The 25,979-nt window shown below is 33.1% G+C and carries 20 protein-coding genes and 1 riboswitch; of the genes, 1 reads left to right on the top strand and 19 read right to left on the bottom strand.

Annotated elements, in window-relative coordinates:
* Position 1: 1 nt before the first annotated feature.
* The 12 genes from cobM to M4I23_RS12305 all read right to left on the bottom strand — a co-directional run bounded on the left by cobM (position 2) and on the right by M4I23_RS12305 (position 13,272).
* Positions 2–1,843: a precorrin-4 C(11)-methyltransferase gene (gene cobM / locus M4I23_RS12360; protein WP_249754591.1), complete on the bottom strand. Its 1,842-nt coding sequence runs from the start codon at positions 1,841–1,843 to the stop codon at positions 2–4.
* Entirely contained in the window at positions 1,844–3,043 is a 1,200-nt protein-coding gene (cbiE, locus tag M4I23_RS12355; RefSeq protein WP_249754590.1) for a precorrin-6y C5,15-methyltransferase (decarboxylating) subunit CbiE, read from the bottom strand.
* On the bottom strand, positions 3,044–3,685 hold the full coding sequence (gene bluB / locus M4I23_RS12350; protein ID WP_249754589.1) for a 5,6-dimethylbenzimidazole synthase: 642 nt from the start codon (positions 3,683–3,685) through the stop codon (positions 3,044–3,046). It abuts the gene before it with no gap.
* A 3-nt stretch (positions 3,686–3,688) separates the two neighbouring features.
* Positions 3,689–5,065 carry a precorrin-3B C(17)-methyltransferase gene (gene cobJ, locus M4I23_RS12345; protein WP_249754588.1) on the bottom strand — a complete coding sequence of 459 codons (1,377 nt, stop codon included), beginning with the start codon at positions 5,063–5,065 and terminating at the stop codon, positions 3,689–3,691.
* The gene (gene cobI / locus M4I23_RS12340) at positions 5,062–5,772 is read right to left on the bottom strand and encodes a precorrin-2 C(20)-methyltransferase (protein WP_249754587.1); all 711 of its coding nucleotides are present in this window, start codon (positions 5,770–5,772) and stop codon (positions 5,062–5,064) included. The genes cobJ and cobI overlap by 4 nt, the downstream gene beginning before the upstream one ends.
* The gene (locus M4I23_RS12335) at positions 5,769–6,701 is read right to left on the bottom strand and encodes a sirohydrochlorin chelatase (protein ID WP_249754586.1); all 933 of its coding nucleotides are present in this window, start codon (positions 6,699–6,701) and stop codon (positions 5,769–5,771) included. The genes cobI and M4I23_RS12335 overlap by 4 nt, the downstream gene beginning before the upstream one ends.
* A gap of 4 nt (positions 6,702–6,705) precedes the next feature.
* Positions 6,706–8,250, bottom strand: a complete 1,545-nt coding sequence (gene cobA, locus M4I23_RS12330) for a uroporphyrinogen-III C-methyltransferase (protein WP_249754585.1) — start codon at positions 8,248–8,250, stop codon at positions 6,706–6,708.
* Entirely contained in the window at positions 8,247–9,053 is an 807-nt protein-coding gene (locus M4I23_RS12325) for a ferredoxin (protein WP_249754584.1), read from the bottom strand. Before M4I23_RS12325 ends, cobA begins: the two co-directional genes overlap by 4 nt.
* An 87-nt stretch (positions 9,054–9,140) precedes the next feature.
* Positions 9,141–9,340: riboswitch (cobalamin riboswitch) on the bottom strand.
* A gap of 15 nt (positions 9,341–9,355) precedes the next feature.
* Entirely contained in the window at positions 9,356–9,883 is a 528-nt protein-coding gene (locus M4I23_RS12320) for an AAA family ATPase (RefSeq protein WP_158850706.1), read from the bottom strand.
* The gene (gene cbiB, locus M4I23_RS12315) at positions 9,876–10,817 is read right to left on the bottom strand and encodes an adenosylcobinamide-phosphate synthase CbiB (protein WP_249754583.1); all 942 of its coding nucleotides are present in this window, start codon (positions 10,815–10,817) and stop codon (positions 9,876–9,878) included. Before cbiB ends, M4I23_RS12320 begins: the two co-directional genes overlap by 8 nt.
* The gene (locus tag M4I23_RS12310) at positions 10,808–11,815 is read right to left on the bottom strand and encodes a histidinol-phosphate transaminase (protein WP_249754582.1); all 1,008 of its coding nucleotides are present in this window, start codon (positions 11,813–11,815) and stop codon (positions 10,808–10,810) included. The genes cbiB and M4I23_RS12310 overlap by 10 nt, the downstream gene beginning before the upstream one ends.
* Entirely contained in the window at positions 11,809–13,272 is a 1,464-nt protein-coding gene (locus M4I23_RS12305; protein WP_249754581.1) for a cobyric acid synthase, read from the bottom strand. The genes M4I23_RS12310 and M4I23_RS12305 overlap by 7 nt, the downstream gene beginning before the upstream one ends.
* 308 nt (positions 13,273–13,580) lie before the next feature.
* On the opposite strand from M4I23_RS12305, the gene M4I23_RS12300 reads away from it, so the two are divergent.
* Positions 13,581–14,348 carry a patatin-like phospholipase family protein gene (locus tag M4I23_RS12300; protein WP_158850714.1) on the top strand — a complete coding sequence of 256 codons (768 nt, stop codon included), beginning with the start codon at positions 13,581–13,583 and terminating at the stop codon, positions 14,346–14,348.
* A gap of 118 nt (positions 14,349–14,466) precedes the next feature.
* Here M4I23_RS12300 and M4I23_RS12295 read toward each other — a convergent pair whose 3' ends face one another.
* The 7 genes from M4I23_RS12295 to M4I23_RS12265 all read right to left on the bottom strand — a co-directional run bounded on the left by M4I23_RS12295 (position 14,467) and on the right by M4I23_RS12265 (position 25,979).
* Positions 14,467–15,459 (bottom strand): MlaD family protein, encoded by a 993-nt coding sequence (locus M4I23_RS12295; RefSeq protein WP_249754580.1) that lies wholly within the window; start codon positions 15,457–15,459, stop codon positions 14,467–14,469.
* Between the two features lie 148 nt (positions 15,460–15,607).
* Complete coding sequence (locus M4I23_RS12290) at positions 15,608–16,363, bottom strand: ABC transporter ATP-binding protein (RefSeq protein WP_249754579.1); 756 nt, start codon at positions 16,361–16,363, stop codon at positions 15,608–15,610.
* Positions 16,360–17,142, bottom strand: coding sequence for an ABC transporter permease (locus tag M4I23_RS12285; protein ID WP_158850718.1), 783 nt, complete (start codon positions 17,140–17,142; stop codon positions 16,360–16,362). Before M4I23_RS12285 ends, M4I23_RS12290 begins: the two co-directional genes overlap by 4 nt.
* A 180-nt stretch (positions 17,143–17,322) precedes the next feature.
* The gene (locus M4I23_RS12280) at positions 17,323–18,978 is read right to left on the bottom strand and encodes a hypothetical protein (RefSeq protein WP_249754578.1); all 1,656 of its coding nucleotides are present in this window, start codon (positions 18,976–18,978) and stop codon (positions 17,323–17,325) included.
* 25 nt (positions 18,979–19,003) lie between these two features.
* Complete coding sequence (locus M4I23_RS12275; protein WP_249754577.1) at positions 19,004–21,307, bottom strand: family 20 glycosylhydrolase; 2,304 nt, start codon at positions 21,305–21,307, stop codon at positions 19,004–19,006.
* A gap of 64 nt (positions 21,308–21,371) precedes the next feature.
* Positions 21,372–23,501, bottom strand: coding sequence for a right-handed parallel beta-helix repeat-containing protein (locus M4I23_RS12270; protein ID WP_249754576.1), 2,130 nt, complete (start codon positions 23,499–23,501; stop codon positions 21,372–21,374).
* A 9-nt stretch (positions 23,502–23,510) separates the two neighbouring features.
* Positions 23,511–25,979, bottom strand: a complete 2,469-nt coding sequence (locus M4I23_RS12265) for a prolyl oligopeptidase family serine peptidase (protein ID WP_249754575.1) — start codon at positions 25,977–25,979, stop codon at positions 23,511–23,513.

Here is a 25,979-nt window from a genome sequence, read left to right as displayed (position 1 = left end):
ATTATTCTGTTACTACAAATTTCTTATTGGTTCTAAAAATGTGTTTCACATCTGGACTGTATAATTGTGATCTGTTTTTACGAGCTCCAATTGCGTGACCTACGATGATTAATACCGTTCTTGTTTTTTTACTGTCTTTTACAATTTTTGCTAGATTTTCTAATTTCCCTTGATAAATTTCTTCATCTTTCCAGCTGATTCTATACATCACAGCTACAGGCGTATCGGCATCAAAATGTTCTAGCAATTGTGCTTGTACTTTTTTAGCAATTCCCACACTTAAAAAGATACACATAGTTGCATTGGTTGATGCAAAAGCAGAAATGCTTTCTTTTGAAGGCATCGGTGTTTTTCCTTCTCCACGAGTTAAAACAATAGATTGCACAACTTCAGGAATTGTAAATTCTGATCTTAAAGTTGCTGCTGCTGCACTAAAAGATGAAATACCAGGTACAATGAAGTAATCCATTTCTAAGTCGTCAAAAATGGTCATTTGTTCTTGGATAGCACCGTATAAAGAAGGATCTCCACATTGTAACCGCACAACGAAATTCCCTTTTTTATAATGCGCTTGCATTAAAGTAATTTGCTCTTCTAAAGTCATCATAGCAGAATTTCTAACTACTGCTCCTGCTTTACACCAATTGGTCATTTCTTCAGGAATTAAACTCCCGGCGTATAACACGCAATCTGCTTGCTCTAAATATTGCTTTCCTTTTACGGTTATTAATTCTTCATCTCCTGGTCCTGCACCAATAATAGCAATGGCAGTTTTACGAGCCGCATTAACACTTAAAGCCACAGAAAACGTAAATTTCTCTCCATTATCTAAATGAATTTTTTGTTTTTCAATCAATACGTTCTTGCTTCCAGAAAGTAACATTGCGGTAGATTCTGAAACGCCATCGACACCAATTTTAGATTGTACCATGTCACTTGGGTTGGGCACTGTAATTGTATCTATTTCTTCTGAAGTAAACGTGCTAAAAGGAATTGCATTATTTGTACTAAAATCTAAATACGCTTGTTGTTTTCCTTTGATATCTATAGAACCAAAATTTTTAATGGCTGAAAAATTAATTCGTAATGCTTTAAGTTCTCGTCTTAAAGTGGTTTCAAACAGTTTTGAATCTAATTTTTTAGAACATCCAGATCCTACTGAAAGTACTTTTGGAATAAATAATAAACTCGGAATTGCTACCTCATAAATCTTATACGTTACGGCTATAAACAATTCGAATTGGGTGTAATCAATATCACTTTCATTATAAAAAAGAGTCACAAAACCAGGTACTGTTTTTTCTAAATGCTGTGTCCCTTTATCTTTAACATCTAACAATAAAGCGGTTGGTTTATTATTGACAAACAACGCCATGGTTTTATTCATAGATAGCGAGGTTTCTACTTGCCAGTCAAACTGACTTCCAAGTGTATCTAAAGCCCAAATATTTTGAACATCACTTGAGGTAGAAATAATAGGTTTAGCTCCTAAAATTGTTGCAACTTTTAAAGCAAAATCATTTGCGCCACCTTTATGTCCGCTTAATACAGATTGTACATTTACACCTAAATCATCAACAGAAATTACAGCCGGATCTGTACTCTTATTTTCAAGATGAGATGCTATTAAACGCACACAAATACCTAAAGCCGTTACAAAACAAATACCATCTAACTTCGCGAAATTATCATTTAAATAACTTGAAATTGAAGCAATGGTTGATACATTTTTATTCGTAGAGCTTAAGATTGTTACAACTAACGATTTTGGAAATTCTTGCTGAATAATAAGGGCTTTTTCAAGGCCTTTTTCAGTAACTGCTATGATGGCTATTTTTTTCATTTATTGCTTTTCTGCGGTGTGAATGCTAATTTTATTGTGATCGTTTAGCTGAATACTATTCGTGCTAATCGCATAATTTAAGTCTGTAAGTGTTTCTATAAATACAGAACTACTTGTTTCTCTTACGGCATTGGTTACAAAACGAACCAATGGATTTAATTGATAAACGGTTTCGATTAATTCTTTTAATCGTCCGCCGTGTCCGCCAATAAAAACGACATCTGGCATAGGGAAATCGTTTAAATTCAGATTAAAGAAATCGTCTATAACAATCTCAATACCTGGTGTACTAAAACGTTCTGCATTTTGTTGAATAATGGTTATGCATGCTCGTCGCTTTTCAAAAGCAACTATTTTTAAATGTGGAAACTGTTGTTTGGCTTCAATAGCTACAGAGCCTGTGCAAGCACCAATATCCCAAAAAACATTTTTATTTTGTAATGCTAATGCACTTATGGTACTTAAACGAATAGGCATTTTGGTAATCATATTTGCTCTATTTTCTAACGGAATAAAAGCAGCATCTGGAATACCAAAAGGTTTGTCTTTAGGTGTTAGTTGTTTTAATAACACACAGTTTAATGCGTTATGCGTTTTGGTTTTACAAGCTGATAAATCGAGTTGCTCAATATGTTCTTCATTTCCATCTAAGGCTTCACCAATAGTAATCGAATAATTATCGAAACCATATTGTAGCATGCGTTTCGCAATTACTGCTGGTGTTTTTTTACTATCTGTTAATACACCTATCAATTCTGTTCTGTTAATTAAAGCTTCATCTAAAGCCGTCCAATCTCTACCGTGAATAGATAACGATTTTAAGGTGTTATAGTTTGTTTGTGTTTTATGACATAATAACTGAATACTATTGAAATAAGGAAAAGCTTTTAGTTTTGCATTTGGTAATAAACGTTGTAACGTGTTTCCGAAACCATAGAAAAAAGGATCTCCGGAAGCAAAAACGACAATAGACGAATTAAAGCCGCTATATTTTTTGATGAGTACGTCCATTTTTCCTGAAATTTCAATCCAATTATGATTTTTAGGTAAGAACGATTTCACCAATTCATAATGACGTTTCCCTCCAGAAAAAACAACTGACTTCTTAATTAATTCTAAAACATCATCATTCAATTTTGGAATAGGATGATTGCTAATTCCAATTAAATAAAAATCGATATGTTTATCATTTTGTATCATTTACAAATACGATTCTTTAATTACCACATCGTTAATGTTCTTACGTTTTCCCCATTGTAAACGTTCTAATTCTGGGTTTTCATAAAATTCATCGACATGCCCTAAACATAAATAACCTATCAATTGTCTATCTTTTGGTGCTTTTAATATGGTTTTAATGGTATCGGGATTTAAAATACTCACCCAACCTAAACCAATATCTAACGCTCTCGCCATTAACCACATATTTTGGATCGCACAAACAACAGAATATACACCAGCTTCTTTCATGGCTGTTTGTCCTAAAACAGGGTGTTCACTAGGCTTATAGAATACCGCTATATTCAATGCAGATTCAACAATACCTTCTAATTTCAATTGGGTATAAGCATCTATTTTATTTCCTTCAAAAAGTGTTTTAGCTTTTTCGTTTTCTTCAAAAAAACTGTCTTTAACTTTATTTCTAATTTCTAAATCTTTAATGATAACAAATTCCCAAGGTTGCGAAAAACCAACCGAAGGTGCGTTTACTCCAGCAAATAGAATTTTATCTAGATCGGCTTTAGCAATCGATTTATTTATAAAACGATTCCCTCTAACGTCTCTACGTGCAAGTATTATTTGCTCTAAGGTTTCAATATGTTCTGGAGTAAATTTGTTCATCTTTTAAGATTTAAAATAAGTTGAAGCTTCGGGTAATGTAAAAGCAGCATTAACAATGGCTGCGGCAACATTACTTCCACCTCTGTTACCTTCTATAATGACCCAGTTTGTATTATTTGTTTGTGATAATTGCTCTTTAGCTTCTAAAACATTTACAAACCCAACAGGTACACCAACAACTCCTGCAGGTTTAAAATTGTTGTTAGCTCTTATTTGGTCTACAATTTCAAACAAAGCCGTAGGCGCATTCCCCACAACATATAAAGCATTCGGATGTTTTTCAATAGCTTTTCTAATGCCTGCTTGCGAACGCGTAATATTTTCTGATTTTGCTAATATCTGGGCATCTTCGTCATTTAATAAACAGTGTATCTGATTACCGAATTCCTTAGTGAACGCTTTTGTTATTCCAGCTTGTACCATCGTAACATCTGTTACAATTTCTCCTCCGTTTTTAAGATGATGATGCCAATTTTCAATGGCTTTTGAAGTCGCAGAATAATGATTAAAATCTTCTAAAATCCCTGTGGTATGAATCACTCGCGTTATCGCCCATTTATCAGCTATAGAAAATGGCAAATCTTTAATATGTTCTGTAACAATTCTAAAACTTTCTTGCTGAATTTCTTTACCCGTATGTGGTTTTCTGTTCAGGTAACCTCGTGGTGTAACTAAATAGTCTTTAAAACGATACGTTTGAGAGTTTCCAATCATCACCAAGCAAAACATGTCTACATCTTCAGGATTAAACTCACCTAAAGTGGTGATTTTGAGTGCTTCTTCTGGTCGTGTTACGTGCCTTATAATTGCAACAGGCGTATTAGGTGAACGCTCTGATAAAAATATTTTCTGCAATCTACCTAATTGCCAATGTCTTTTTATACTTTTTGGATTGTATAAACTGGTAACAAAATCGCCCATTGCGGCCGCTTTAATTCTTTTTTCTATTCTGTTCCATGGCGTCATTAAATCCGATAAAGAAATACAGCAAAAATCGTGACCTAATGGCGCACCTAATTTACTTCCTGCAGCTAAAAAAGCAGAAACACCTGGTAAGGTTTCCAATTCAATATCATCGTGATTTTCTTTAGAAACAACTTCGTAAACAATAGCCGCCATAGCATAAATACTGGCATCTCCAGAACCAATAACAACAACATGTTTGTCTTCTTTAGCTTTTTCAATAGCTTTATGAGCTCTAGCTTCTTCTTTACCTAAGGGCATGGAGATGAGTTCTGCATCTTCTTTAAATAAAGTGGCTCCAAATTGAAAATAATAGTCATAACCAATAACCACATCTGCGTTTTCTAAAGCGTTTTTAACTATGGGTAACATATAATCAATATCTCCAGGACCTAAACCTGCTACTGTTATTTTCATGATGTGATTTTTTTAATAATGGTAAGAGAAAAATAAGGGATCTCTCTTTTATTTGCAGTTGTCCAATGGGTTGAGATAAATTGTTGATCGGTTCCTAAACGTTCGGCATAAGTGATACTATGCTTTTCTGTATCGATTACTGATGTGATAATATCTATTACCGATATTATTTTCATTAATACTACGGTGTCAAAATTATCTATAGCTTCTTGTAATTCTGCTTTGGTTTGTACACGCGGAATAACCACTACTTTTTCGTTTTGTAAGCACAAAGGTATTTTACTTTCTGAAGCTAAATGCAAGTATGAACTAATACCAGGAATTAAATCTATAGCCAATTCATGCTCTTGTATTTTTTCTAACAAATAAGAAAAAGAACTGTACGTACTAATATCGCCTTCACTAACTATAGCAATGGATAATCCTTTTTTATAATCGCTTAAAATGTGTTGAAACGTTGTTTCGTAAATAACTTTCGCTTGCTCGCGTTCCAAATCCATTTTTAAGTAGAAGCCTTCTAGTTTTTCGGTATTTAAATCATAATGATTTAAAATTGATAACGAATAACTTTCTTTCCTACCGTCTTTAAATAAAGATCCTGGATAGTATATTTTATCTGCTTGCTGTAATGCTTTTAAGCCTTTTAAAGTAATTAAATCAGGATCACCAGGACCTAAAGAAATACCACAAATTTTTCCTATCATCATATTCCTAACCCTTTTTTAATTTTAGTAAATACACTACTTTTTTGACCTACTTTTTCATCTTCTTCAAACAAAAGACCTTTTACGCCTAAATGATGCCCTATTTGTTCTTTTCCTATTTCAGATTCTAGACCTACAATTTGCTTACGATATTTACACATTTGGCAATTCATATTTGCCGTACCGTTAATAGCTTCATCTAAACGCTCATCAAAAGCTTTTAAAATCAACTCATCACTACCAAAAGCTTGGGTGTATACATGCTCTAAAGGAGAAGTTTCGCTAAAATCTCTTATTTGTTTATAAATACGTTCTAAAAGAATACCTGTAAAAAAGAAAAACGGAATGGCAATCGTGCGTTTGAATTCCATTTTACTAGTAAGTTCTAAACTTTTAGTAACGCTTGGATACGCAGTACCACTGTATGAAACCGTTGTAAAACCAAAGCCCATCCCTTCGCCTAACATGCAGGCTAATTTGTGTACATCGGAATTGGCATCGGTATCGGTAGTTCCTCTCCCTACAACCATTAAACAAACGTCCTTTCTGTCCATAGGTGCATGTTTGCGTTCCTCTTCTAAAACTCTTTTTTGAGCTAACTCTAGCAAAAAGGAATTTACACCAAGATGTTTTCCCATTTTAATGGTTAAATCTTTGTAATAGCTTTGTATGGTATTCATCTCGTAAGGAATATCATTCTTGGCATGAGAACCCGCAAAAAGTATAACAGGCAATGCATAAATTTCACGAATACCTTTTTGATACATACGTTCAACAGAAGCTTCATAAACTGGATGATTAAATTCTAAAAACCCATAATCTACTTCGTATTCTGTATACCTCGCTTGTAAAACTCTAACTAACTCTTTAAAAGAATCGGTTCCTGATTTGGTTCTACTACCATGTCCACAAAGTAAAATTCCTTTTTTCATTGTTTTATGTAATTGGTTCTGCCCCTATTAAAAATACTACAGGCATTTGTAGTTCTTGTATTTTAACGTCATTTTCAATTCTCCCTAATGTTGATGATAATAACACCTCGTTTTGTCTTGATACATTAGAAATAGCACTAATAGGGATATCTGGGTTTTTACAAACCTCCAGTAGTTTAGGAATAATTTGGTCTAAACTTTTTAACCCCATATATAACGCCAATGTATTACCTGCGTTAAGCATTTCGGCTATACCTTTAAGCTGCGCTGTGGAATAATCGGCTGTATGAGCTGTACAAATTAAAACAGCATTAGATTGCCTTCTTTCTGTAATGGGGATATTAGCTGAACTGGCTGCTGCTAAAGCGGCAGAAATACCAGGAACAACTGTAAATGGTAGATTTTGCTTTGTTAAAAAACGAGCTTCTTCTGCTGCTCTACCATAAATATATGGATCGCCAGATTTTAAACGAACAACTCTTTCGCCTTGTTCGCAATGCGCTTTCATTAATATATTTATTTTATTTTGACGCGTTTCTTGATCTTCAATATCACCAAATTTCCTTCCTACGTAAATACGTTCAGCTTTTGTATTGATATTTAATATTTCATCTGAAATTAAATTATCATGTAATATAATTTCAGCATTTTCAATAGCTTCAAAAGCTTTTAATGTTAATAAATTTTTATTCCCAGGCCCTGCACCAATAATGCTTATTTCTGGTAAATACGTTTTTGTGAAAATCCATTCAGGATTTGAAAATTGATAGGTATAATTAAGTAATGATTTGGATTTAGAATTGTCTATAATCTTGTAACGTTCTTCTGTTGTTGCCTCAAAAACAGGTGTAGGTAAGTTTAAATGAAATGCTGCATTTTCATAATACGCCCTTCTTTTTGGGTGTACATCTGCACAACCATTAATAACTTCTCCAAAACAGTTTTGTTTTAAAATAGCTTCAATTAAACCCACAGCATCTTTTTGATGAATAAGATTTACTGGTACATTTGGATTTTTTAATTGTTTTTTATTTGCTAGAAAGCGTCCTGGATGCCGTTTGCTTCCTATTAACCCTGCCAAACGCAAAATAGTTAAGTTACTACCAAAATGCTGTTTCAATAAGTATTCTGCTTTTATTAACGCAGTACCTGAGGCTTTTTCTGGATAACAATCTATTGTTTCATCTATAAGACCATTGGTGTTTTGATACACAGATGTAGAGCTTACAAAAACAATTTTTATAGACTTAGGTGTATGCTTAATAATTTGTTCTATTTGAAGTGGGTGTATCGTTTCAATATTTTCGATACGTTTTGGAGGAAAATTGATAATTAGTGTTGAAGCTCCGCTTATTAAAGCATCCCAATCTCCAATAATCTTATCGGACTCTATTTTTATCCTACTTACTTGAAACGAATATTTACTTAGTGATTTTAAATTATCCAGATCGGACGTGCTGCCACTAATTGAATACCCTTTTTTTTGAAGATCTAACGCTAGTGGTAAACCTAACCAGCCTAATCCTAAAATAGAGATATGCTTATTCATAACTGTGATAAATCTAAAGTTAGACGTTGCAACTGTATTTTTGTACAGTACTGCCAAGCTTCGGTATTTATAGAGTCAAATTCTATTCTACCTAAAGTTTTTCCGAATTTATTTTTAAAACGAATGCCTGTTTTTGTAGTTTCCTTTTGATAAAAATATTCTGTACTCGAAATTTTTAATTGTTGCAATTCCTTATTCTCTTTTGGAACAGCAGCAATAACAAATTCTAAACAATCGGTTTTAGTTTGGAGTTCTAGCGTGAATTCTTTTGAATAGTTTACCGCGTTTATGTCTTTAAACGCTAAGTGAGGTTTATTAGGTAACTGAAGTGTTACACCTTCTGGTTTTTCTAGCAGAAATAAGAATAATGGATATAAATATTGATCGGAACTAAAGCCTCTTGTAATAAGGCAATCTCCCAATTCTTCATCGCTTTTAAATTCAAAAGGTTTTGGTTTTATAGGTGCTATTTCTTTATTAGAAACCTGTTCTTCCCAACCTTCTCGATACAACAGTTCGGTTTCTAAAGGACATTCATTCTGTATATGTCCTTTAACAATGTGGGTTATTTTTTCTGGCGTAAGTTCTTTGTACCAAAATTCTCCAGGGTGTACAATACAAGTAGGTGCATCTTCACATCTACCATTACATCGTGTTTTAATGGTATGTGTATCATTCCAATTATCATTGTTACGTAAATAAGCTCTTGCAGCTCTTATAACTTTTTCTCCGCCTGCTTTTTGACAAGAACCACCGTCGCAAAAGAAAAAAGTATGTGTTGTATTGGCTATATTTTTTCCCATTAAATTAGTATGACTATTATGGGAAAAGTAGAGAAGAAAGCCAAAAAATATGGCAATCAAACACATCAACTTTTATCCCGAAAGTTTAAATTAGGTTTTACTTTAGGCAGGTCTTCTGACTCACTCTACTTTTAACGCCTTCCCGTTCCTAAGAACAGTGACTTCTAGATGTTAAAAGCTTTTTTAGAGCTTACAGCTGCGGGAACAGTTTTGGATTCTCACCAAATTCCCTTTTAATTCGATATTCTTAATTAAAAGAATAAGAAACCTTAAGCAATACAAATGTATAGCTAATTTTTGAATTATAGTATCGATTCTGTAATGAATTTTGCCCTTTTTTGAGGAGAAGCTTTAGGTAAAATTATAATTTCAAAACCTTTGTTTTTGTACTGTTCTAAAAGTACTTTTTCTAATTTCAAACAGTAATCAAACTCCTGTAACCTTTGTCCGTCTTGACAATAAATATCAAACCAAGTTGGTGCAAAAAAAACGGTGTTATGGTAAGTGTCTTGATAAGGAAAATCTTGTAAGTAATGAGGAATGGTTTTATTTTCTAAAACTAAATAAGCTTCTAAATCTAATAACGATCTGTCGCAAACTTGAGCTTTACTAGTTAATAATTCTTGACTCGTTACATTGAAAACAAGATCGGAAAAACGATTAATATCACCCCAAGGCACACCGTTTCTATTATTCTGTTGTTCCTCTAGAATAATTTTTCTAGACACTTCATCCATACAAGGAATCGTGTTTTTTAGAAGATTTATGGTCGTCGTTTTCCCAGTGCCTGGAGCTCCTGTAATAATATATTTTTTTTGAAGACTATGCATATTGAAACAGTAATAAAACGCCAATAATTATGAAACAAAATAGTATACTAACTTTGTAATTAATATGTGTAACTATTTTAATTTCTTCATGTTTTATGTCTCGGTTATTGCTTCCTATAAAAGGTTTATCTACCAGTTTTCCATGATAATAATTTGGTCCTCCAAACTGGCAATCTAAAATATATGCTAAAGCTGCTTCTGGATAACCTGCATTTGGACTACTGTGTTTACTGCCTTCTTTAAAAACAAACCGCAACCCGCTTAATTTAAATTGAACAATTAACAATAATATAGCAGTAATTCGAGCAGGAATATAATTAACTACATCGTCCAATTTTGCGGCAAATTTACCGAACCATATATAACGATCGTTTTTATACCCAACCATGGAATCGAAGGTGTTTATCATTTTATAAGCCATTGCTCCTGGAACACCCAAAATTAAAAAATAAAAAAGTGGCGCAATAACACCGTCACTTAAATTTTCCGACATCGTTTCAAAAGTTGCTACTCTAATTTGTTGTTCGCTCAAGTTATTAGTCTCTCGCCCCACAATCCAAGATAAACGCTTACGTCCAGCATCCAACCCTTCCTTTTTTAAAGTACTAAACACAGCTAAACCTTCCTTTATCAACGTTTTATTTGCCAAACAATAAAACAACATAAGTGTTGAAAAGAAAATAGCTGAAATTTGAAAATTGGAAGCATTTAACCATCTAATAATTAGATAGGGCACAATAAAAGAAAAACTAACCAATACGATAACTAATAAAGCACCTTTTAAGAACTTATAACGGCCTTTATTAAGCCATTTTTCACCTAAAGAAATACTATTACCAAACGCGACAATAAGATGTGGCATTTTTATGGGGTCTCCTAAAATTAAATCAAAAGTAAAAGCAAAAATTAAAATGTAAATATGGTTTAATCCCATGCTTTTAAAGCTTTAATTAAAATGTTATTTGCTTCTTTACTTTGTGTCGAAAGTCGGATAAATTCCCTGTCTATTTTTTTAAAATTTGTAGCATCGCGAACTAGAATTTGATGTTCCTCTATTAAATAGTGTTTTAATTCTTTAGCCGATTTATGTAACAATTCAACTAAAAAATAAGACGTATTACTTTCAATAACCTTAAAACCATTTAACTGTGCCACTTGCTGTTTAAAAACAGTTGTTTCCTCTAATAATTCTGAAGCATTAAATTGAAGTGCATCATAGTTTTCCAAAATGAATTCACCAGCTTTTATAGCCAATAAATTCACACTCCAAGGCATTTTTAAACTTAAAAGTTTTACTATGTTTGAAGCATTAGAAACTACATACCCCAAACGCAATCCAGGAATGGTAAATGTTTTGGTTAAGGAACGAACAATTATTAAATTACTGTACTTTGCCGTTAATGACACAATGGATTCAATACGCGTTGTAAACTCAATATATGCTTCATCAATAACAAATGTAGTCTCTGGTTTTTGCTGAAAAAGAAATTCTAATTCATCTTTAGAAAAAACGTTCCCATTAGGATTATTAGGATTACATATAAACACAAGGTCTGCATTAGTCTTTTTTAGTTCGGTTGAAGCAATTAACTCGTAATTTAAATGAAAGATTTTACAAGCATCTTCGTATTCTGCAAACGTAGGTGCTACTATAGCTGCTCTCTTATTAGAGAATAATTGAGCTATTAGATAAAATGCCTCTGTTGCTCCGTTGGTAAACAAAAATTGTTCACTATTTAGTTGAAATTTTTTAGCTGCTAATACATTCAATTCACTTGCGGAAGGAGAGGGATAACTTTGAATTTGATTAACACATTTTGAAACCGCGTCAAGCAATCCTTTAGGGCATCCTTTATAGTATACATTCGAACTAAAGTTGTGTTTAATTTCGCCCTCAATTAAATGAAGATCATCTCCGTGGCCATTTAACATTGTTGTGCGCTGTTTTTTAAAATGGTTTCCATATCTAAATTTTCATTTATCCAATCGGCTAACTTATCAAATTGTTCCGCTTTAAAAAGTATGTAATTTTTTGCTTGAGCTTCAGGGAATTTTAATTGTAATAATTCTGTTACGACATCTTGATTATCAAAAATACCATGAAGGTAAGTGCCCCAACTTTTATCGCCATCAAAATAACCTTCTTCCTTCTCGTCTATAAGATTTAAATATTTGTTTTTAGGTACACTAGTTTCACCCATATGAATTTCGTACCCTACACAAGGTGCATTGAAGTTTTTAAACTTAAAATTACGTTGTATCGTTTGCTTTGTTTGAGAAAGCTCTGTCTCAATATCAAACAATCCCAAACCTGCTTCTAGTTTAACATTGCTTTCTACAGAAAATGGATCTGTAATAAATTTACCCAACATTTGGTAACCGCCACATATTCCTATAATTGGAATTTGTGAATACTTATTTTTAATAACAGAATCCAAACCCTCCTTTTTTAAAGCAACTAAATCTTCAATGGTGTTTTTGGTGCCTGGAATAATAATAACATCGGCTTTATTAAGTTCTTCGGAATCTCTTGTAAAATAAAGGTTGATAAGTGATTCCTGCTCTAAAGCTTGAAAATCTGTATAATTAGACATGTAATGAAGTTTTACTACTGCAATGTTTAATTTACCTTCGATAGCTGTTGTTGCCCTAAGGTTCAATGCTACAGAGTCTTCTTCTTCAATAATAATATCTTTTGCGTAGGGTAAAACCCCCAAAACAGGAAGACCTGTAAGTTTTTCTAATGTCTTTTTTCCTTCAACAAATAAAGAAGCATCTCCTCTAAATTTATTAATAATAATACCTTTAACAAGTTTACGTTCCCAATCTTCTAGCAAAGCAATAGTACCATAAACACTACCAAATATACCTCCTTTATCAATATCTCCCACTAAATAAACACAAGCGTTAGCAGCTTCTGCCATACGCATGTTTACAATATCTCTATGCTTTAAATTAAGTTCGCTAATACTACCGGCACCTTCCATAACAACAGGATTGTGCTTTGATACTAGTTTCTTGAAAGACGCTTTAGCTTCTTCAAAAAGATGTTTTTTATTATCACCTAAAAAATATTCTTTAGCGGTTTGATCTCCTATTGGTTTTCCATGCAAAACAATTTGTGATTTATTTACAGATGACGGTTTTAATAAAATAGGATTCATTTCTACCGTTGGCGGAATACCACAAGCTTCTGCTTGCACTGCCTGCGCTCTTCCAATCTCAAGATTATCAAGTGTAGAAAAACTATTTAAAGACATATTTTGTGCTTTAAATGGAGCAGGATTATATCCTTTTTGTTTAAGCCATCTGCAAATTCCTGTTGTTATCCAACTTTTACCAACATCGGAACCTGTACCAACTAACATGATAGGTTTTAGGTTTTGCATTTAAAATTTGTTTATTTTAAATACAAAAATATCGAATAATATAGACTTTAATATCGGGTTGATGATAAAGTTTATTGAAATATACACCTTGCTTTTGTTTAAGTAAAACCAACTTGTAAAAGACTTTGAATTTAATACCTTTGTTTTAAGATTAGTAGTTTATATTTTTTATGGAAGACGAATATAAATATTGACACTAAAACTACTAGAAGTAAATCCGTTAGTTTCAAATATTTATGTTACGCTTACAACTTGAATTTAGACAACACCTAACATATTTATAATTTAATAAAACAGTGATTACGCAAATGAATACAGGATTAGTCTTATCTGGTGGCGGTGCACGCGGTATTGCACATATAGGTGTAATAAAAGCACTAGAGGAACACAATATAAATATCACTCATATTTCAGGAACAAGTTCTGGAGCTTTAGTAGGCGTTTTATTTGCTGCTGGCCATTCTTGGGTTACTATCTTAGAATTCTTTAAAGCAGTGCCCTTATTTGAGTACAAACGATATGCATACAACAAACCTGGTTTTATAGATACCAATAAATTTTACAAAGACTTTTTGCCTTTCTTTAGTAAAGATGATTTTACAAGTTTAAAAAAACAGCTTTATATTCCGGCTACCAATCTTATTGAAGGCAAAGAAGTAGTCTTTAATAGTGGAGAACTTATAAAACCAGTATTAGCTTCTGCTGCGTTCCCAGGATTATTTACACCAGTAATTATTGACAATGTGCCCTATATAGATGGTGGTGTTTTAAATAACTTCCCAATAGAACCTATTAAAAAAAAATGTACTAAGACGATAGGCGTTTATGTAAACCCATTACAAGAGGTTTCTGCTAATGAGATAAAACATTCTTATCAAGTAGCCAATAGAGCTTATGATATTAGTTTTGGAAATCGCTGTGAAAACAAGTTTAAAGATGTCGACATTTTAATAGCCCCAAAGGAACTCGAAAAATTTGGAATGTTTAATCTAAAGAATATAGATGCTATTTTTGAAATTGGCTATCAAGCAGCTATAAAAACATTAAGTAATTATAACAACAACTCTTTAGGATGAATACCCAAATTTCTATTTAAACAACCTCCTCTTTATCTAAATACACCTTATTAACTTTCTCCATTGAAGACCTATAAAATCACTATCCTTTCTTCGAGTTATTGTATTTTACTTAATTCTATTCTTTGTTTAATTTTGCCTGTTTTTTCGCAGCACGTTCTTGTTTTTTAAAATAACTTCGGAAGAAAAAATTATGCTTAAGAGCTTCCATATTTTCATTTAACTTTTGGGAAGCTCCCTTTATTTCCAGCATAGTTGAATCTATTGTTTTGGGCAAGATTTCATTTTTTGTAAGGTAATTGAAGGTGCTTTCTTTTGCATTTATTCTAGAAACCATAAGCTCTAGTTGTTGCGATGTTTCTAAAATAGTTGTGCTTGATTGTTTTATATTATTAACCGTTTCTTGGACTTGATTACCCACAAGAGTATCATTTAATAAAATACCTACAGCACTTTGTTCCATATCTATTTTGGAAAATTTATAGTTTAAAGAACTCAGTAATTGATTGGTACCACTTGTAGTTTGTTTTAGATTAACTAACGTAGCTCGAATATCTTGGGCTAGTAATGAATCGGTAATTAAAGTCCCTAAAACGCCTTCTCCTTTCAAAATCTTATTTGTTATTTTTAATAAATCTGCAGTTAACAATGCGGCATTTTCATTGGTTACGTTAAGTGTTGAAAACATATCATCTGCACCAATCTTGCTAAACGAAGTAATTGTATCTGTAGAAATAACCCTTTGTAAATTCTCTTTACCCGGAATAATATTAATAACCATACTTCCAACCAACCCATCTGATCCAATACTAGCAATTGCATCTTTTTTTATGAAGGCTCTTGTTTTTTCTTCAATCATCATTTGTACAACAATTTTCTTATTGGTTATCATTTCAATATTGCTGACAGTACCTACATTTATTCCAGAATAGCGCACATTATTACCCAATTGAAGCCCATTCACATTATGAAATACGGCATACAGTTCTATATTGTTACTAAAAACATGTTGTCTATTACCAATAAAGTAGAGTGTCACTAATAGAATGAGTGTACCAATGACTACAAATAAGCCAACGCGGGTTTTATGAGAAGCTGATTTTTTCATCATAATAAAGTATTTTTTTGAATGCCTAATAACTGATTAAAAAATTATTAAATAGCATTTTATGTGTTCATTTTTTTTACTTGTTAAAGTAGCCTCCTTTTAATTGTTAAACTTCGATTTCAAACTTTTAGTTATAGATATTTCATAAAGTTTAATCTTTAAAAAAGGCTTTAACTTTCGGGTCTTCTGAAATAGAAAGCTCTTTATAAGTTCCTTCCGCATAATTAATTCCATCTACCAGTAAAATCATTCGGTTACTGATTACTCGTGCACAATCCAAATCGTGTGTGATAATTAGCGAAGATGTATTATATGTTGTTTGAACAATTCTCATTAAATGAATAATTTCCTTTGCTGTTATTGGGTCAAGACCTGTGGTAGGCTCATCATATAAAATAATCTTTGGCTTTAAAATTAAAGCCCTTGCTAAAGCTACCCGTCTCTGCATTCCTCCAGAAAGTTCTACTGGCATTAAATCTATTGTGTGTTCTAATCCAACATTTTCCAAAGCTTCTACAACCAATTCTTCTGTTGTTCGAGAAGCATCTACCCTATCCCGGTTTCTACGCAAAGGAAATTCTAAATTTTCTCGAACCGTCATAGAATCATACAATGCACTTCCTTGAAATAAAAATCCAATTTCTGTTCTAAGCACATCAAACTCTTTTCGGCCTAGCTTCATAATATCTTCACCTTTAATAGTAATACTTCCATGATCGGCTTCTAGCAACCCAACTAAGGTTTTTATCATAACTGATTTACCAGAACCCGATTTACCCATTACTACAAGGTTTTCACCTTTAAACAATTTTAAGTTAAAACCATTGAGTACGTGATTATCTCCAAAGCTTTTATGAAGATCTTTGATTTCTAAAATGGGCTGTATATCTTCTTTTGTTTCTATCATATTTTAAAAAAAATATCTGTAATAAATACAGCTACAAAATCAATAACAAAGAGCAGCATAGATGTGTAAACTACAGCAGTATTAGATGCTTCTCCAACTCCTACGGTTCCTTTTGAGCAATTATATCCTTTATAACACCCTACCAAACCAATGGCAAAGCCAAAGAAAAAGGACTTTACAGTAGCCGGAAGAACATCACTAAACTCTAAAGCGTCAAACACATTATTAAAATATAATAAGTACGATACTTCTCCTTTTAAATTCTCAATAAGTGCAGATCCAAATAAGGCTATAGCATCTCCCATAAGTATAAGTAGCGGAAGCATTAATGTAGTAGCCAATATGCGTGTAACTACCAAATACTTAAATGGGTTGGTTCCTGATACCTCCATCGCGTCTATTTGCTCCGTTACTTTCATTGAACCAAGCTCTGCGCCAATTCCAGAACCAATTCTTCCAGCACATATTAAGGCAAAAATGACTGGACCTATCTCTCTAACAATTGAAAGACTAACCATTGATGGCATCCAAGAGGTAGCGCCAAATTGAGAAAGTGTAGGTCTAGACTGTAATGTAAATACTAATCCTAAAATAAAACCAGTAACACCTACCAACGCAAAAGAACGGTTCCCTATTTGGTAACACTGCCTTAATAGTTCTTTCCATTCAAACGGAGATGTAAACATCTCTCTGAAAAAACGAATTGAAAAATAGGTTATATCACCCACTTCTTCAAAAAAGAGTTTGGTTCTTATTACTATAGAGTTTGTTCCGTTCAAAATGCATCAATTATCCGAAGTTAAAATTAAGATAATTTTTACCAACGGTAAATGATCTTAGTCAGTTGTACAGCCTAATTAATATCATAGCATTAGCTATAATATTTAGTAAAACACCTTCATTTAATTAAGAAAAACTGGAAGTAATTCTATTATTATCACATAAAAAAACTAATTATTCTATCTTAATTTATCCACTTTAGCACCTGCATTATTTGCTATATGCCTCTTGTAATCTTCTGTATAAAGCGTTGCTATTGTACTATACGCCTTGGCTAGTTTATTATAGTTTCTCCAAGCTTTATCATAAGCTTTAATCCACTTTTTAACATCCTTTGTATTTCCATTATCATCTGCATACTTCATATACACAAGTGTTCTATATATTTTATATAGTTTTAATCCATATTCAGAAGATCCTATAGCATGGTTTTTAGTTTCTTCATTTGGCCAATCAATTGATTTAGCCAGTTTAACTATTTCTTTCCATTTTACTATGGATTCATCTTTTTGAGCTAAGTTTCTCTTTTGCTCTAAATCTCCTTTTACTACCATTGGCCAAGCAATACCTTGATCTCTTGTCCACCACGGGTTCATATCTCTATACGTACTATTTCTACCTCTAACTACTGCTTCCGCAGAAAGTAAACATAGTTTTCTAAATTTAGAAACATCATCTCCTTTTAAATTTAAACGTTCTGTTGCATATCTATTAAAAATAAATTCTTCACTCTTATCTGTATTTTGACCCCATTGTGCCATAACCCATGAGTTCAAATCACACCACATTTCATCTTTAATATACGGACCATCCCATCCGCCTCCACGAGACCATGTCCAAACACCTGCATATAATTCTGGTTTAGTATCTACAAACTCTTGAATACTATTTATACGTTCTTCGGGCATTCTAGCATGCTCTTCAAAACCATCTATTACACCATTAGCAATGTAATTCGGGTATGCCCCTTTTCCTTCGTATTCACGAGCAGATTGTACCTCGATGATTTGACGGTGGCGCCCTTGGCCAATAACTTTACTAAATGCATTCGATCTATGGAAATCACCTTCACAATGTTTTATACTGATAATTAAATTTTTATGAGGTTCTACGGCATTACTCACTTCCATATAGTCATCTAACTTGGTATCAAAAGCACCCCAAGTTCTAAAAATTAATTGCTTGTCTCTTTTTTCACAAATTTCTTCTCGTAGTATATTGATTAAAGGAGAAATTGTTTTTTCAGGATTTTTTTTATCTTCTATTGCCCCTAAATGATATGGAGCATCGTGTAAATACGTTTCTCCAATTCGAACAACTAAACCATCAAGATCCGGAAACTGATCAAACATTTCATTAATTTGAGCACGGATTAATTTTTCTGTTAAAGGATCGTTAGGATTCCCAAACGTTTTTTCAATGCCATATTTTGCAATTAATCGCTTAGGGAATAAAACAAGATCGGACATGGCGTAAATAGCCATATCTTCAGCTTTACACGCTGCATGCATTTTCTTTATTTGTGCTGCTTTAGCATCTACCCATTTACGATCTTCTGTACCTTTTGGTAAGATATCCTTGTCTACTGATTCCCAATTAATGGCTAATGCAGGAGATTCAAACAGAAAATACACTTTGCCGTTATACCCCATTTCCTTTATTACAGCAGGATCATTATATTTAGAATCGTATGGTGTTTCACCAGGGTTATGGTGAACCATATCTAAAATCAAAGGGTTGTCTTTGTTATTTTGAGCTCCAACATTTACACTTAAAACACTTACAAGTACTAAAAATGTAAAAATGCTATGTTTACTTAAATTTAATGCTTTCATATTCCTTTTCTACTATTATTTCTAATTAAAAACGTGTTACTAAACTATTGATTGGCGTTAATTCTTCACCTTGCAAGGCATATTTAACCTCAATAACTCTTGGTTTATCGCTTGGTCTATATTTAATAGTTATAGGATGTAAACCTTGTTTTAAAGCGACTTTTCCATAACTTTTTTTAGGTCCGTGCCATCCGCTATTATCAACAATAACATCTTCACCTAAAAACAATAAATCACCACCATCGGAGCGTGTTTCAAACTCATAAACACCATCTTTTTCAGCATTAAAATAACCTTGATAAACCACAGCAAAATTCTTTTCATCTTTTAAATCGCCCAAAGCAATACCTTCTACTTTTGTAAAATTCGGCGTTGTAGGTGTTTTAATATCTTTTTCCTTTTTGAATTTCCCTTTAACCACCCACTGTTTTAATCCTTTTCCTTGAACTGTTGCATCCACAGATTCTATATAGTTTTTATGAATGACTTTTGTCGATTTTAAGTCGTTATAGAGCTCTCCTCGATAAGCACGTGCTTTAATTTCAACCGTATCATTCACCACAAAAGGCGCTTCATATTTTAAAGATGCTTTGGTTGGTACGGTACCGTCCAGGGTATAATAAATGTATGTTCCTTTTAACTGGTAGGCTAAATTTAAACTCACCGAAGTTTCATCAACAAAAGCAATATCCTTATCTAAACCTTCAACCGCAGGCACGTAATAATACACACCTAAAGCATCCAGCCTGTCGTATTGTTTTTCAACATTGCTATTAAAAACTTCAAAATTTTTGTTTTCTTTAGACGCCCAAGCATTTTCTGCTACGGCTAACATTCTTGGAAATGCTTGATATTGTAAACGTTTGTAATTCGGAATTCTTTCCGACCATAAATTGGCCTGAATCCCTAATACATTAGCTTCTTCCTCCTCTGTAAAATCTGCAGGAATAGGCTCGTAATTATAAACACCTTTTAAAGTCGTTCCTTCATTTAAGTAATCGAAATAATAAGCAGCCGTTGTAGTTACTACAACTTTATTTCCATTTTCTGCTGCAATTTTAGGAGCATTAGGCGCCCAATTTCTCCACCACATAATGTTGGCACTTTTGGTTAAACCTCCAGTCACAATTTCATCCCAACCCATAAATTTCTTTCCTTTAGATTTCAAAAATTGCTCTATATCTCTGTTGAAATGCGACTGTAATTCGTGCTCATCTTTTAAGTTATTGTCTTTAATTGCTTTTTGACAATGTGGGCAAACTTTCCAAGATGCAATATTGACCTCATCACCACCAATATGAACATATTCTGCAGGGAATAACTCCACCACTTCATCTAAAATATTTTTCATAAACTCGTAAGTCGTTTCCTTTCCTAAACACGTTGGGTATGTAAACACAGTATCCCAACCCGATTCACCATTACAAGATAAAAATGGATAATTATCGATGGCCGATTTAAAATGCCCTGGCATATCAATTTCTGGAATTACGGTAATACATCTATCATCTGCATACGCCACAATGTCTTTAATTTGTTCTTGAGTAAAGAAACCTCCATATTTTCGTTCTCCATCAATGGTCTTAAAGTTAGATTCATCAATAGTATAAAGCTTATTTTCAACCGCTCTATCCATACAAATAGTGTCTTGATTGTTTGGTGTTCTCCAAGCGCCTTTTTCGGTTAATAATGGATATTTTTTAATCTCAACTCTCCAACCTTGATCATCTGTTAAGTGCATGTGATAAGTGTTTAATTTATACAATGCCATATTATCTAAAAAGTCTTTGACTTCATTTATATTGAAAAAATGACGACTAAAATCCATGTGCATGCCTCGCCATTCAAAACGCGGTTCATCTTCAATAGTTACAGATGGCACAAACCAATCTGCTGCAACTTTTTCTTTGCTTTCTATAGCTGTTGGTAATAACTGACGAATACTTTGAACGGCATTAAAAAAACCACTTTCTTCTGATGCTTTTATGTTAATTGAAGTTGGATTTACATTTAATTGATAAGCGCCTTCTTTTAATCCTTCTATCGTTTCAAAAACAATAGCGCCTTCTGCAATGGTGTTTTGTAATTCTAAATTATATCCTGCAGCTTTGTTAAACAAACCTGCTAAATAATTTGCTCCTTTTTTTTGACTTTCATCTTGAAGAATAATAGCTGTATTGGGTTCTACTTTAAAAGAACCTTCATTAAGCTTTAAACTTGATGGCTTAGGAAGTATAGAAATATCTTCTTGTTTAAAAGACGGATTTGGCTGTTGCGAGCATGATGTAAAAATGACCGTTAACAACATTAGCACTACATATTTTCTCATACCTGATAGTATTATATTTCTGTTAGTTTTTATTTTAAAAACGATAAATCTTTACGTTTAAATCTTATCCTCTCTTTGGATTTTCTATGATATTTTTTTGGACAGCCAAATCAAAACTCTCAATAATTGAATTAGATAATTTAGCTTTTTGTTTCCAATACTTATCACCTACAACACCTGCTTCGGAATAATTAAACGGTATAAAATTTATTTTTTTATAATTTTTTTTACTCTTAAAATGAAAATCAGCTTGTAACGGGTTCTTAAATTTTGGATCGATTAAAAAGCTATGCTTATCAAAACCTTTTTTACGCCAATTTCTAAAAGAGTGCTTATTAAAATCGTATTCATTTCCATTTGTATTCCAATATATATTATAATCTATTTCTGCAATTACATCATCCCAAGCACCTTTTGCAACCATTCCTTCATTAAACAAAACAATATTATGTGTGAACGTAAACGATTTGTGTTCTTCGGCAATAGTGCATTGCATCTGATATTTTTTAGCAAAAGCCAATATGTTGTTTTTTACAATATTTTCTTTGCCATAATTTTCTTGAAAACCACCTGTTTTGGTATTATAAACTAAATTATTTCTGAACACTATTCCAGAAGAACCTTCATCTGCATACATGCCCCAGCCACCGTAAGAATACGAATGTATATGATGAATCAAATTATTTTCGACCACCGTACCTTCTGAAGCTCCCAAAGTATAAATTGCAGCCATATCACTCAATAAATCCCAACCAATATGATGGATATGATTATAAGCAATTCTATTACGTTTGGCTAAACTAGGTTTATAACCCCAAATCCAACCTACAGAAATTCCTGTATAATAAAAGTTCCCAATATCGTTATGCATTATATTACTATCAGAACTATGACCAACCCAAACACCAACAGCCGCAGGAAATTCTTGCCCGCCTGTTTGTATAATATTATTGTTCACAGTAATATGGTGTGTATGCTCCTTTCCTCCTAATGCTTTTTTTGAATTTGAAGCTTTAAAACCTCCCAAATAAACACCACCTCCACCAAGATTATGCATATAACTATTTTCTACAATAGAATGACTAACCCCTTTTCCAAACCATAAGGCATGTTGGCCAATTTTTGAAATTTCTCCGTTAGAAAATGTAATATTTCTTGCGCCTTCTACATTAATAGCAGCATTTAAAACAGCAGCTGCTTGGTTAGGTTCTGAACCCGTTGCAGGTATTCTGTAGTGACAATACTCAAAACTCAAACCTTCAAAATGGATATATTCAACATAATTACCTTCAGAAGCATTTCCTTTTACAGCTACTAATTGCTCCAAAACGGGCACTATCACCGTTGAATTCTCCGGTGTTTCTCCTGCTTTTGGCATGTAGTATAAAATTCCTTCTTCACTTAAAAACCATTCTCCCGGAGCATCTAAAGCCGCTTTATAGTTTTCAAAAACAACACGTCTTCCTTTTTTTAATGGATTCCAAGGTTTCATTCCTTTTCCTGAAGTGGTTATAGACAAACTATCTTTATTTATAGCATCAATATAGCGCAATGTATAATCCCATTTATGATAGGCCTTGAACCTTACTTGCCCCATGTTTTCCGCTGTAATCCCAGATAAAGACTCGAATGCTTCTTTATCAAAAAATAATTTTTGCTCTGCCTTATCGGCGACTTTTCCTTGGCCTTGTTTCCAAATATTTTGCGTTACAGTATCTAATTCTATAAACCCCTTATTTGGTGTTCTTGCTAAGGTTGCACGTTTATGATTAACATATAATTGATCGAACCTCCAATTGTAATAAACACTTTCTGGGATTTTCACTTCCCAAATTCCGTTTGAGTTCACTGTAAAGCCATCTATTATTTTACCTCCACTAAAAATAGGTTTGGCTCCTTTTTCAGCTTTATAAATAACGGGGAATTTTTCTTTTCCACTATCTTGTGGTCCTAATTCCAAGGGCTCCATCATGCTATAATGTCCGTCTTGAATAATAACCGTATAAGATTGATTTTTTTTTGACGTTTCTTTGTGATGTCTAATAGCATCACGAGCTTCTATCAAACTAGCAAAAGGCTGATTTTTAGCACCAGAATTTGTATGATTCCCTGTTGGAGATACATAAAACTCTACTTGCGCATTAAGTGGTAAGAAACAGATTAAAAATATAATTATGGGGTAAATATTTTTCATTTATTCGTTTTAGTTCATTTCCAATTGAATATCTCCTTTTTCAAGACTCCAATCGTTCCCAAAAAATCCAGCGGCTTTAATACCTTTTAAGCCTTCTTTATATGTTGATGGTGTAAAAATCATAACATCTGGAATGCCTACTCCAGAAGAAAAATATCTGTTAGGCGTTACCGTTTTAAATCCTTTGATACCCGTACCCGAAACAACACCTACCGCTGCCATTTTGCTATCCGTTCTTGGATAGGTAAAATACACACCATAGTCAGCTCCTTTAAAACTTTTAGTCCCAACTTTAACCTCATTTCTTTTTATCTGAATAGGGCTATCGGCTAATAACAACTTCCAAGCGCCATTGGTGGTTGCATTCCCGTAAATAATTACAGATCGATCTTTATACTTAGATAATTTGAAATCTTTATCCGACACGATATCTATCGCACCATTGCCTCTGTAATAAAACGTTTCGGCATCAAAACGTGCTTTATTAAAAGCCCACTCATTTTCTTCACGGGTTCCTTTTGTTGCGTAAACAAAAACCATATTATTTTTAAAAGCCTCTTTAAAATTACCAGATCTCAACGGACTTTTCTCCAAAGTATTTGATGGTTTTTCAACCAATACCCATGATTTATTTTGCTTTTCGAACCAAACATCGCCTGTTTTGTAAATTGCCAAATTATCAAACATTGTACTATCCACCTTAACTTGAATAGTATCCGAAGCTATAGTATGTTTTAAATCTAGTTTAAACTTTTTTAAGTTTTCCGTTTCAATGTTAATTGTTCTCGTTTTTAAAAACTCGGCTTTTTTAATTTGCTTTTCGCTACGTATATTTTGAGTGACTTTTACACCAGTAAATTCAAATTGTTTTTCTTGTTGATATAAAGTAATATATCTACTTTCTGAAGACACACCAGGATTTGCTGTTCTAAATTCAAACGTTTTTACATCGCCATTTTCAGGAATTGTATGCCATTTAAAATAATCGAAAATGGTGCTAAAATCTATTCCGAACCAGTGTTTTTTATCTGGGTATTCTAAGTAAGCAAAATCGGGATGGTAATCGCCCAAATAGTTTCGCATAAAACGTGCTTGCTCTACAGGTACTACATCATCGGCATCTCCGTGTTGAATATAAATACCTTGTTGTAGGTAGTTTTTAGATAACTCTAAAGTATAACTCGCATGACTTGCTCTTTCAAACATTTTTTCTAAAGCAGAAGGATTTTCTTTTTTCTCTTTATTCGCATAAGAAAACAAAGAATACCACCCAGAAATAGGAGCAATTGCTGCCCATTTACTAGGAAAAGTAACGCCCACTTGCCAAGTACCATGACCGCCCATAGAGTGCCCCGTTAAATACGTGCGTTTTGGATCTGTACCATACATTTTTTCGGCAATAGCCTGTACTTCCATAGCATCCCAACGTCCCCAATCTTCCCAATCGAAACCATAATTTCTACGATTTGTAGGTGCAATGACGTGTCCCCAATCTTTAGCTTTGTAAGATGCTGCTTGATTTCTAGCCTCTACACTTGCGCCGTGTAAAGAAAGGAACATGGCTGGTTTTTCCTCTGTTTTTAAATCGCCTTCTTTTACAGAAAAATACTGAACACTACCATCAATGTCTGAAATAAAAGTTCTTGAATAGAATTGCTCTAGTGTTTTTACTTTGTATAAAACAGAAGATTCATCTATTAATTTATTACCATCAAACAATTTTACTTTTACTCTAACCGTATCTTTTACAGTATAATTATCCTGAACCAAATAAGGCACCTTTCTCATAGTTAACGGCGTAATAGAAGGTACTTTTGTTTCCAATATTTGTCCGTTAGACTCGGTAATTATTTTAAGATTTTTCAGTGGTTTGACTGTCGCATTTAAAACTCTAATTGATCCCGTTTTAGTATCCTTTTCCGTCGTTAAAAAATCAGGAATCGTCATATCTCTTTTTAAAAGAGCAATAGGTTTAATAACTGGCAATAATTGCATATTCACCTGTCCGCGACCGCCTTTTACTAAAAATGTATTCTTTCCTTTTTTTAATGCTATAGGATGAAAAGTAAGATGTTTGTTATAAACATCTCCCCCACGTGGAGCACCGTTAACATAAACTTCACTATGACCAGATATCTCTAATATTTTAACCTCAGCCGCTGGAGCGTTGTAGGTTACAAATAAATAACCACCTCTTAATTTTCTATCTTTAAAAACACCTTTATCATCAGCAGTTACTGCTTCCCATTTTTCAACATCTCCTTTTCGGTTTACACCAACGCTATCATGTTCTACAGGCTCATAATTTTCTTCTGAAATAAAGTTATAAAACACAGGGTCTGTATAAATAATAGTACGTCGCCCTTCACCTGTAGCTCCAACAATTAATCCTTTTGTTAAAGGAATGGTGTCTTGAGCTAGTACAATAAAACTATAAAAGAAGGCTAAAACTGATATAGATAAGCTTTTCAAATTCAT

This window comes from Algibacter sp. L4_22 (assembly GCF_023473045.1).
GTDB lineage: Bacteria > Bacteroidota > Bacteroidia > Flavobacteriales > Flavobacteriaceae > Algibacter.
This window is presented reverse-complemented; position numbering and strand designations above follow the sequence as displayed.

What these genes read in the sequence shown, in the direction of transcription:
- cobI (WP_249754587.1), bottom strand. Translation starts at nt 5,772, where the DNA reads ATGATGATAGGAAAAATTTGTGGTATTTCTTTAGGTCCTGGTGATCCT.
- M4I23_RS12310 (WP_249754582.1), bottom strand. Translation starts at nt 11,815, where the DNA reads ATGTTAAATGGCCACGGAGATGATCTTCATTTAATTGAGGGCGAAATT.
- bluB (WP_249754589.1), bottom strand. Translation starts at nt 3,685, where the DNA reads ATGAACAAATTTACTCCAGAACATATTGAAACCTTAGAGCAAATAATA.
- M4I23_RS12290 (WP_249754579.1), bottom strand. Translation starts at nt 16,363, where the DNA reads ATGATAGAAACAAAAGAAGATATACAGCCCATTTTAGAAATCAAAGAT.
- cbiB (WP_249754583.1), bottom strand. Translation starts at nt 10,817, where the DNA reads ATGGGATTAAACCATATTTACATTTTAATTTTTGCTTTTACTTTTGAT.
- M4I23_RS12335 (WP_249754586.1), bottom strand. Translation starts at nt 6,701, where the DNA reads ATGAAAAAAGGAATTTTACTTTGTGGACATGGTAGTAGAACCAAATCA.
- M4I23_RS12320 (WP_158850706.1), bottom strand. Translation starts at nt 9,883, where the DNA reads ATGCATAGTCTTCAAAAAAAATATATTATTACAGGAGCTCCAGGCACT.
- M4I23_RS12275 (WP_249754577.1), bottom strand. Translation starts at nt 21,307, where the DNA reads ATGAGAAAATATGTAGTGCTAATGTTGTTAACGGTCATTTTTACATCA.
- M4I23_RS12325 (WP_249754584.1), bottom strand. Translation starts at nt 9,053, where the DNA reads ATGGGAAAAAATATAGCCAATACAACACATACTTTTTTCTTTTGCGAC.
- M4I23_RS12305 (WP_249754581.1), bottom strand. Translation starts at nt 13,272, where the DNA reads ATGCAAAACCTAAAACCTATCATGTTAGTTGGTACAGGTTCCGATGTT.
- M4I23_RS12280 (WP_249754578.1), bottom strand. Translation starts at nt 18,978, where the DNA reads ATGAAAGCATTAAATTTAAGTAAACATAGCATTTTTACATTTTTAGTA.
- M4I23_RS12295 (WP_249754580.1), bottom strand. Translation starts at nt 15,459, where the DNA reads ATGATGAAAAAATCAGCTTCTCATAAAACCCGCGTTGGCTTATTTGTA.
- cbiE (WP_249754590.1), bottom strand. Translation starts at nt 3,043, where the DNA reads ATGATACAAAATGATAAACATATCGATTTTTATTTAATTGGAATTAGC.
- cobJ (WP_249754588.1), bottom strand. Translation starts at nt 5,065, where the DNA reads ATGAAAATAACAGTAGCAGGTTTAGGTCCTGGAGATATTGATTATATG.
- cobA (WP_249754585.1), bottom strand. Translation starts at nt 8,250, where the DNA reads ATGAATAAGCATATCTCTATTTTAGGATTAGGCTGGTTAGGTTTACCA.
- M4I23_RS12270 (WP_249754576.1), bottom strand. Translation starts at nt 23,501, where the DNA reads ATGAAAAATATTTACCCCATAATTATATTTTTAATCTGTTTCTTACCA.
- M4I23_RS12300 (WP_158850714.1), top strand. Translation starts at nt 13,581, where the DNA reads ATGAATACAGGATTAGTCTTATCTGGTGGCGGTGCACGCGGTATTGCA.
- M4I23_RS12265 (WP_249754575.1), bottom strand. Translation starts at nt 25,979, where the DNA reads ATGAATTTGAAAAGCTTATCTATATCAGTTTTAGCCTTCTTTTATAGT.
- cobM (WP_249754591.1), bottom strand. Translation starts at nt 1,843, where the DNA reads ATGAAAAAAATAGCCATCATAGCAGTTACTGAAAAAGGCCTTGAAAAA.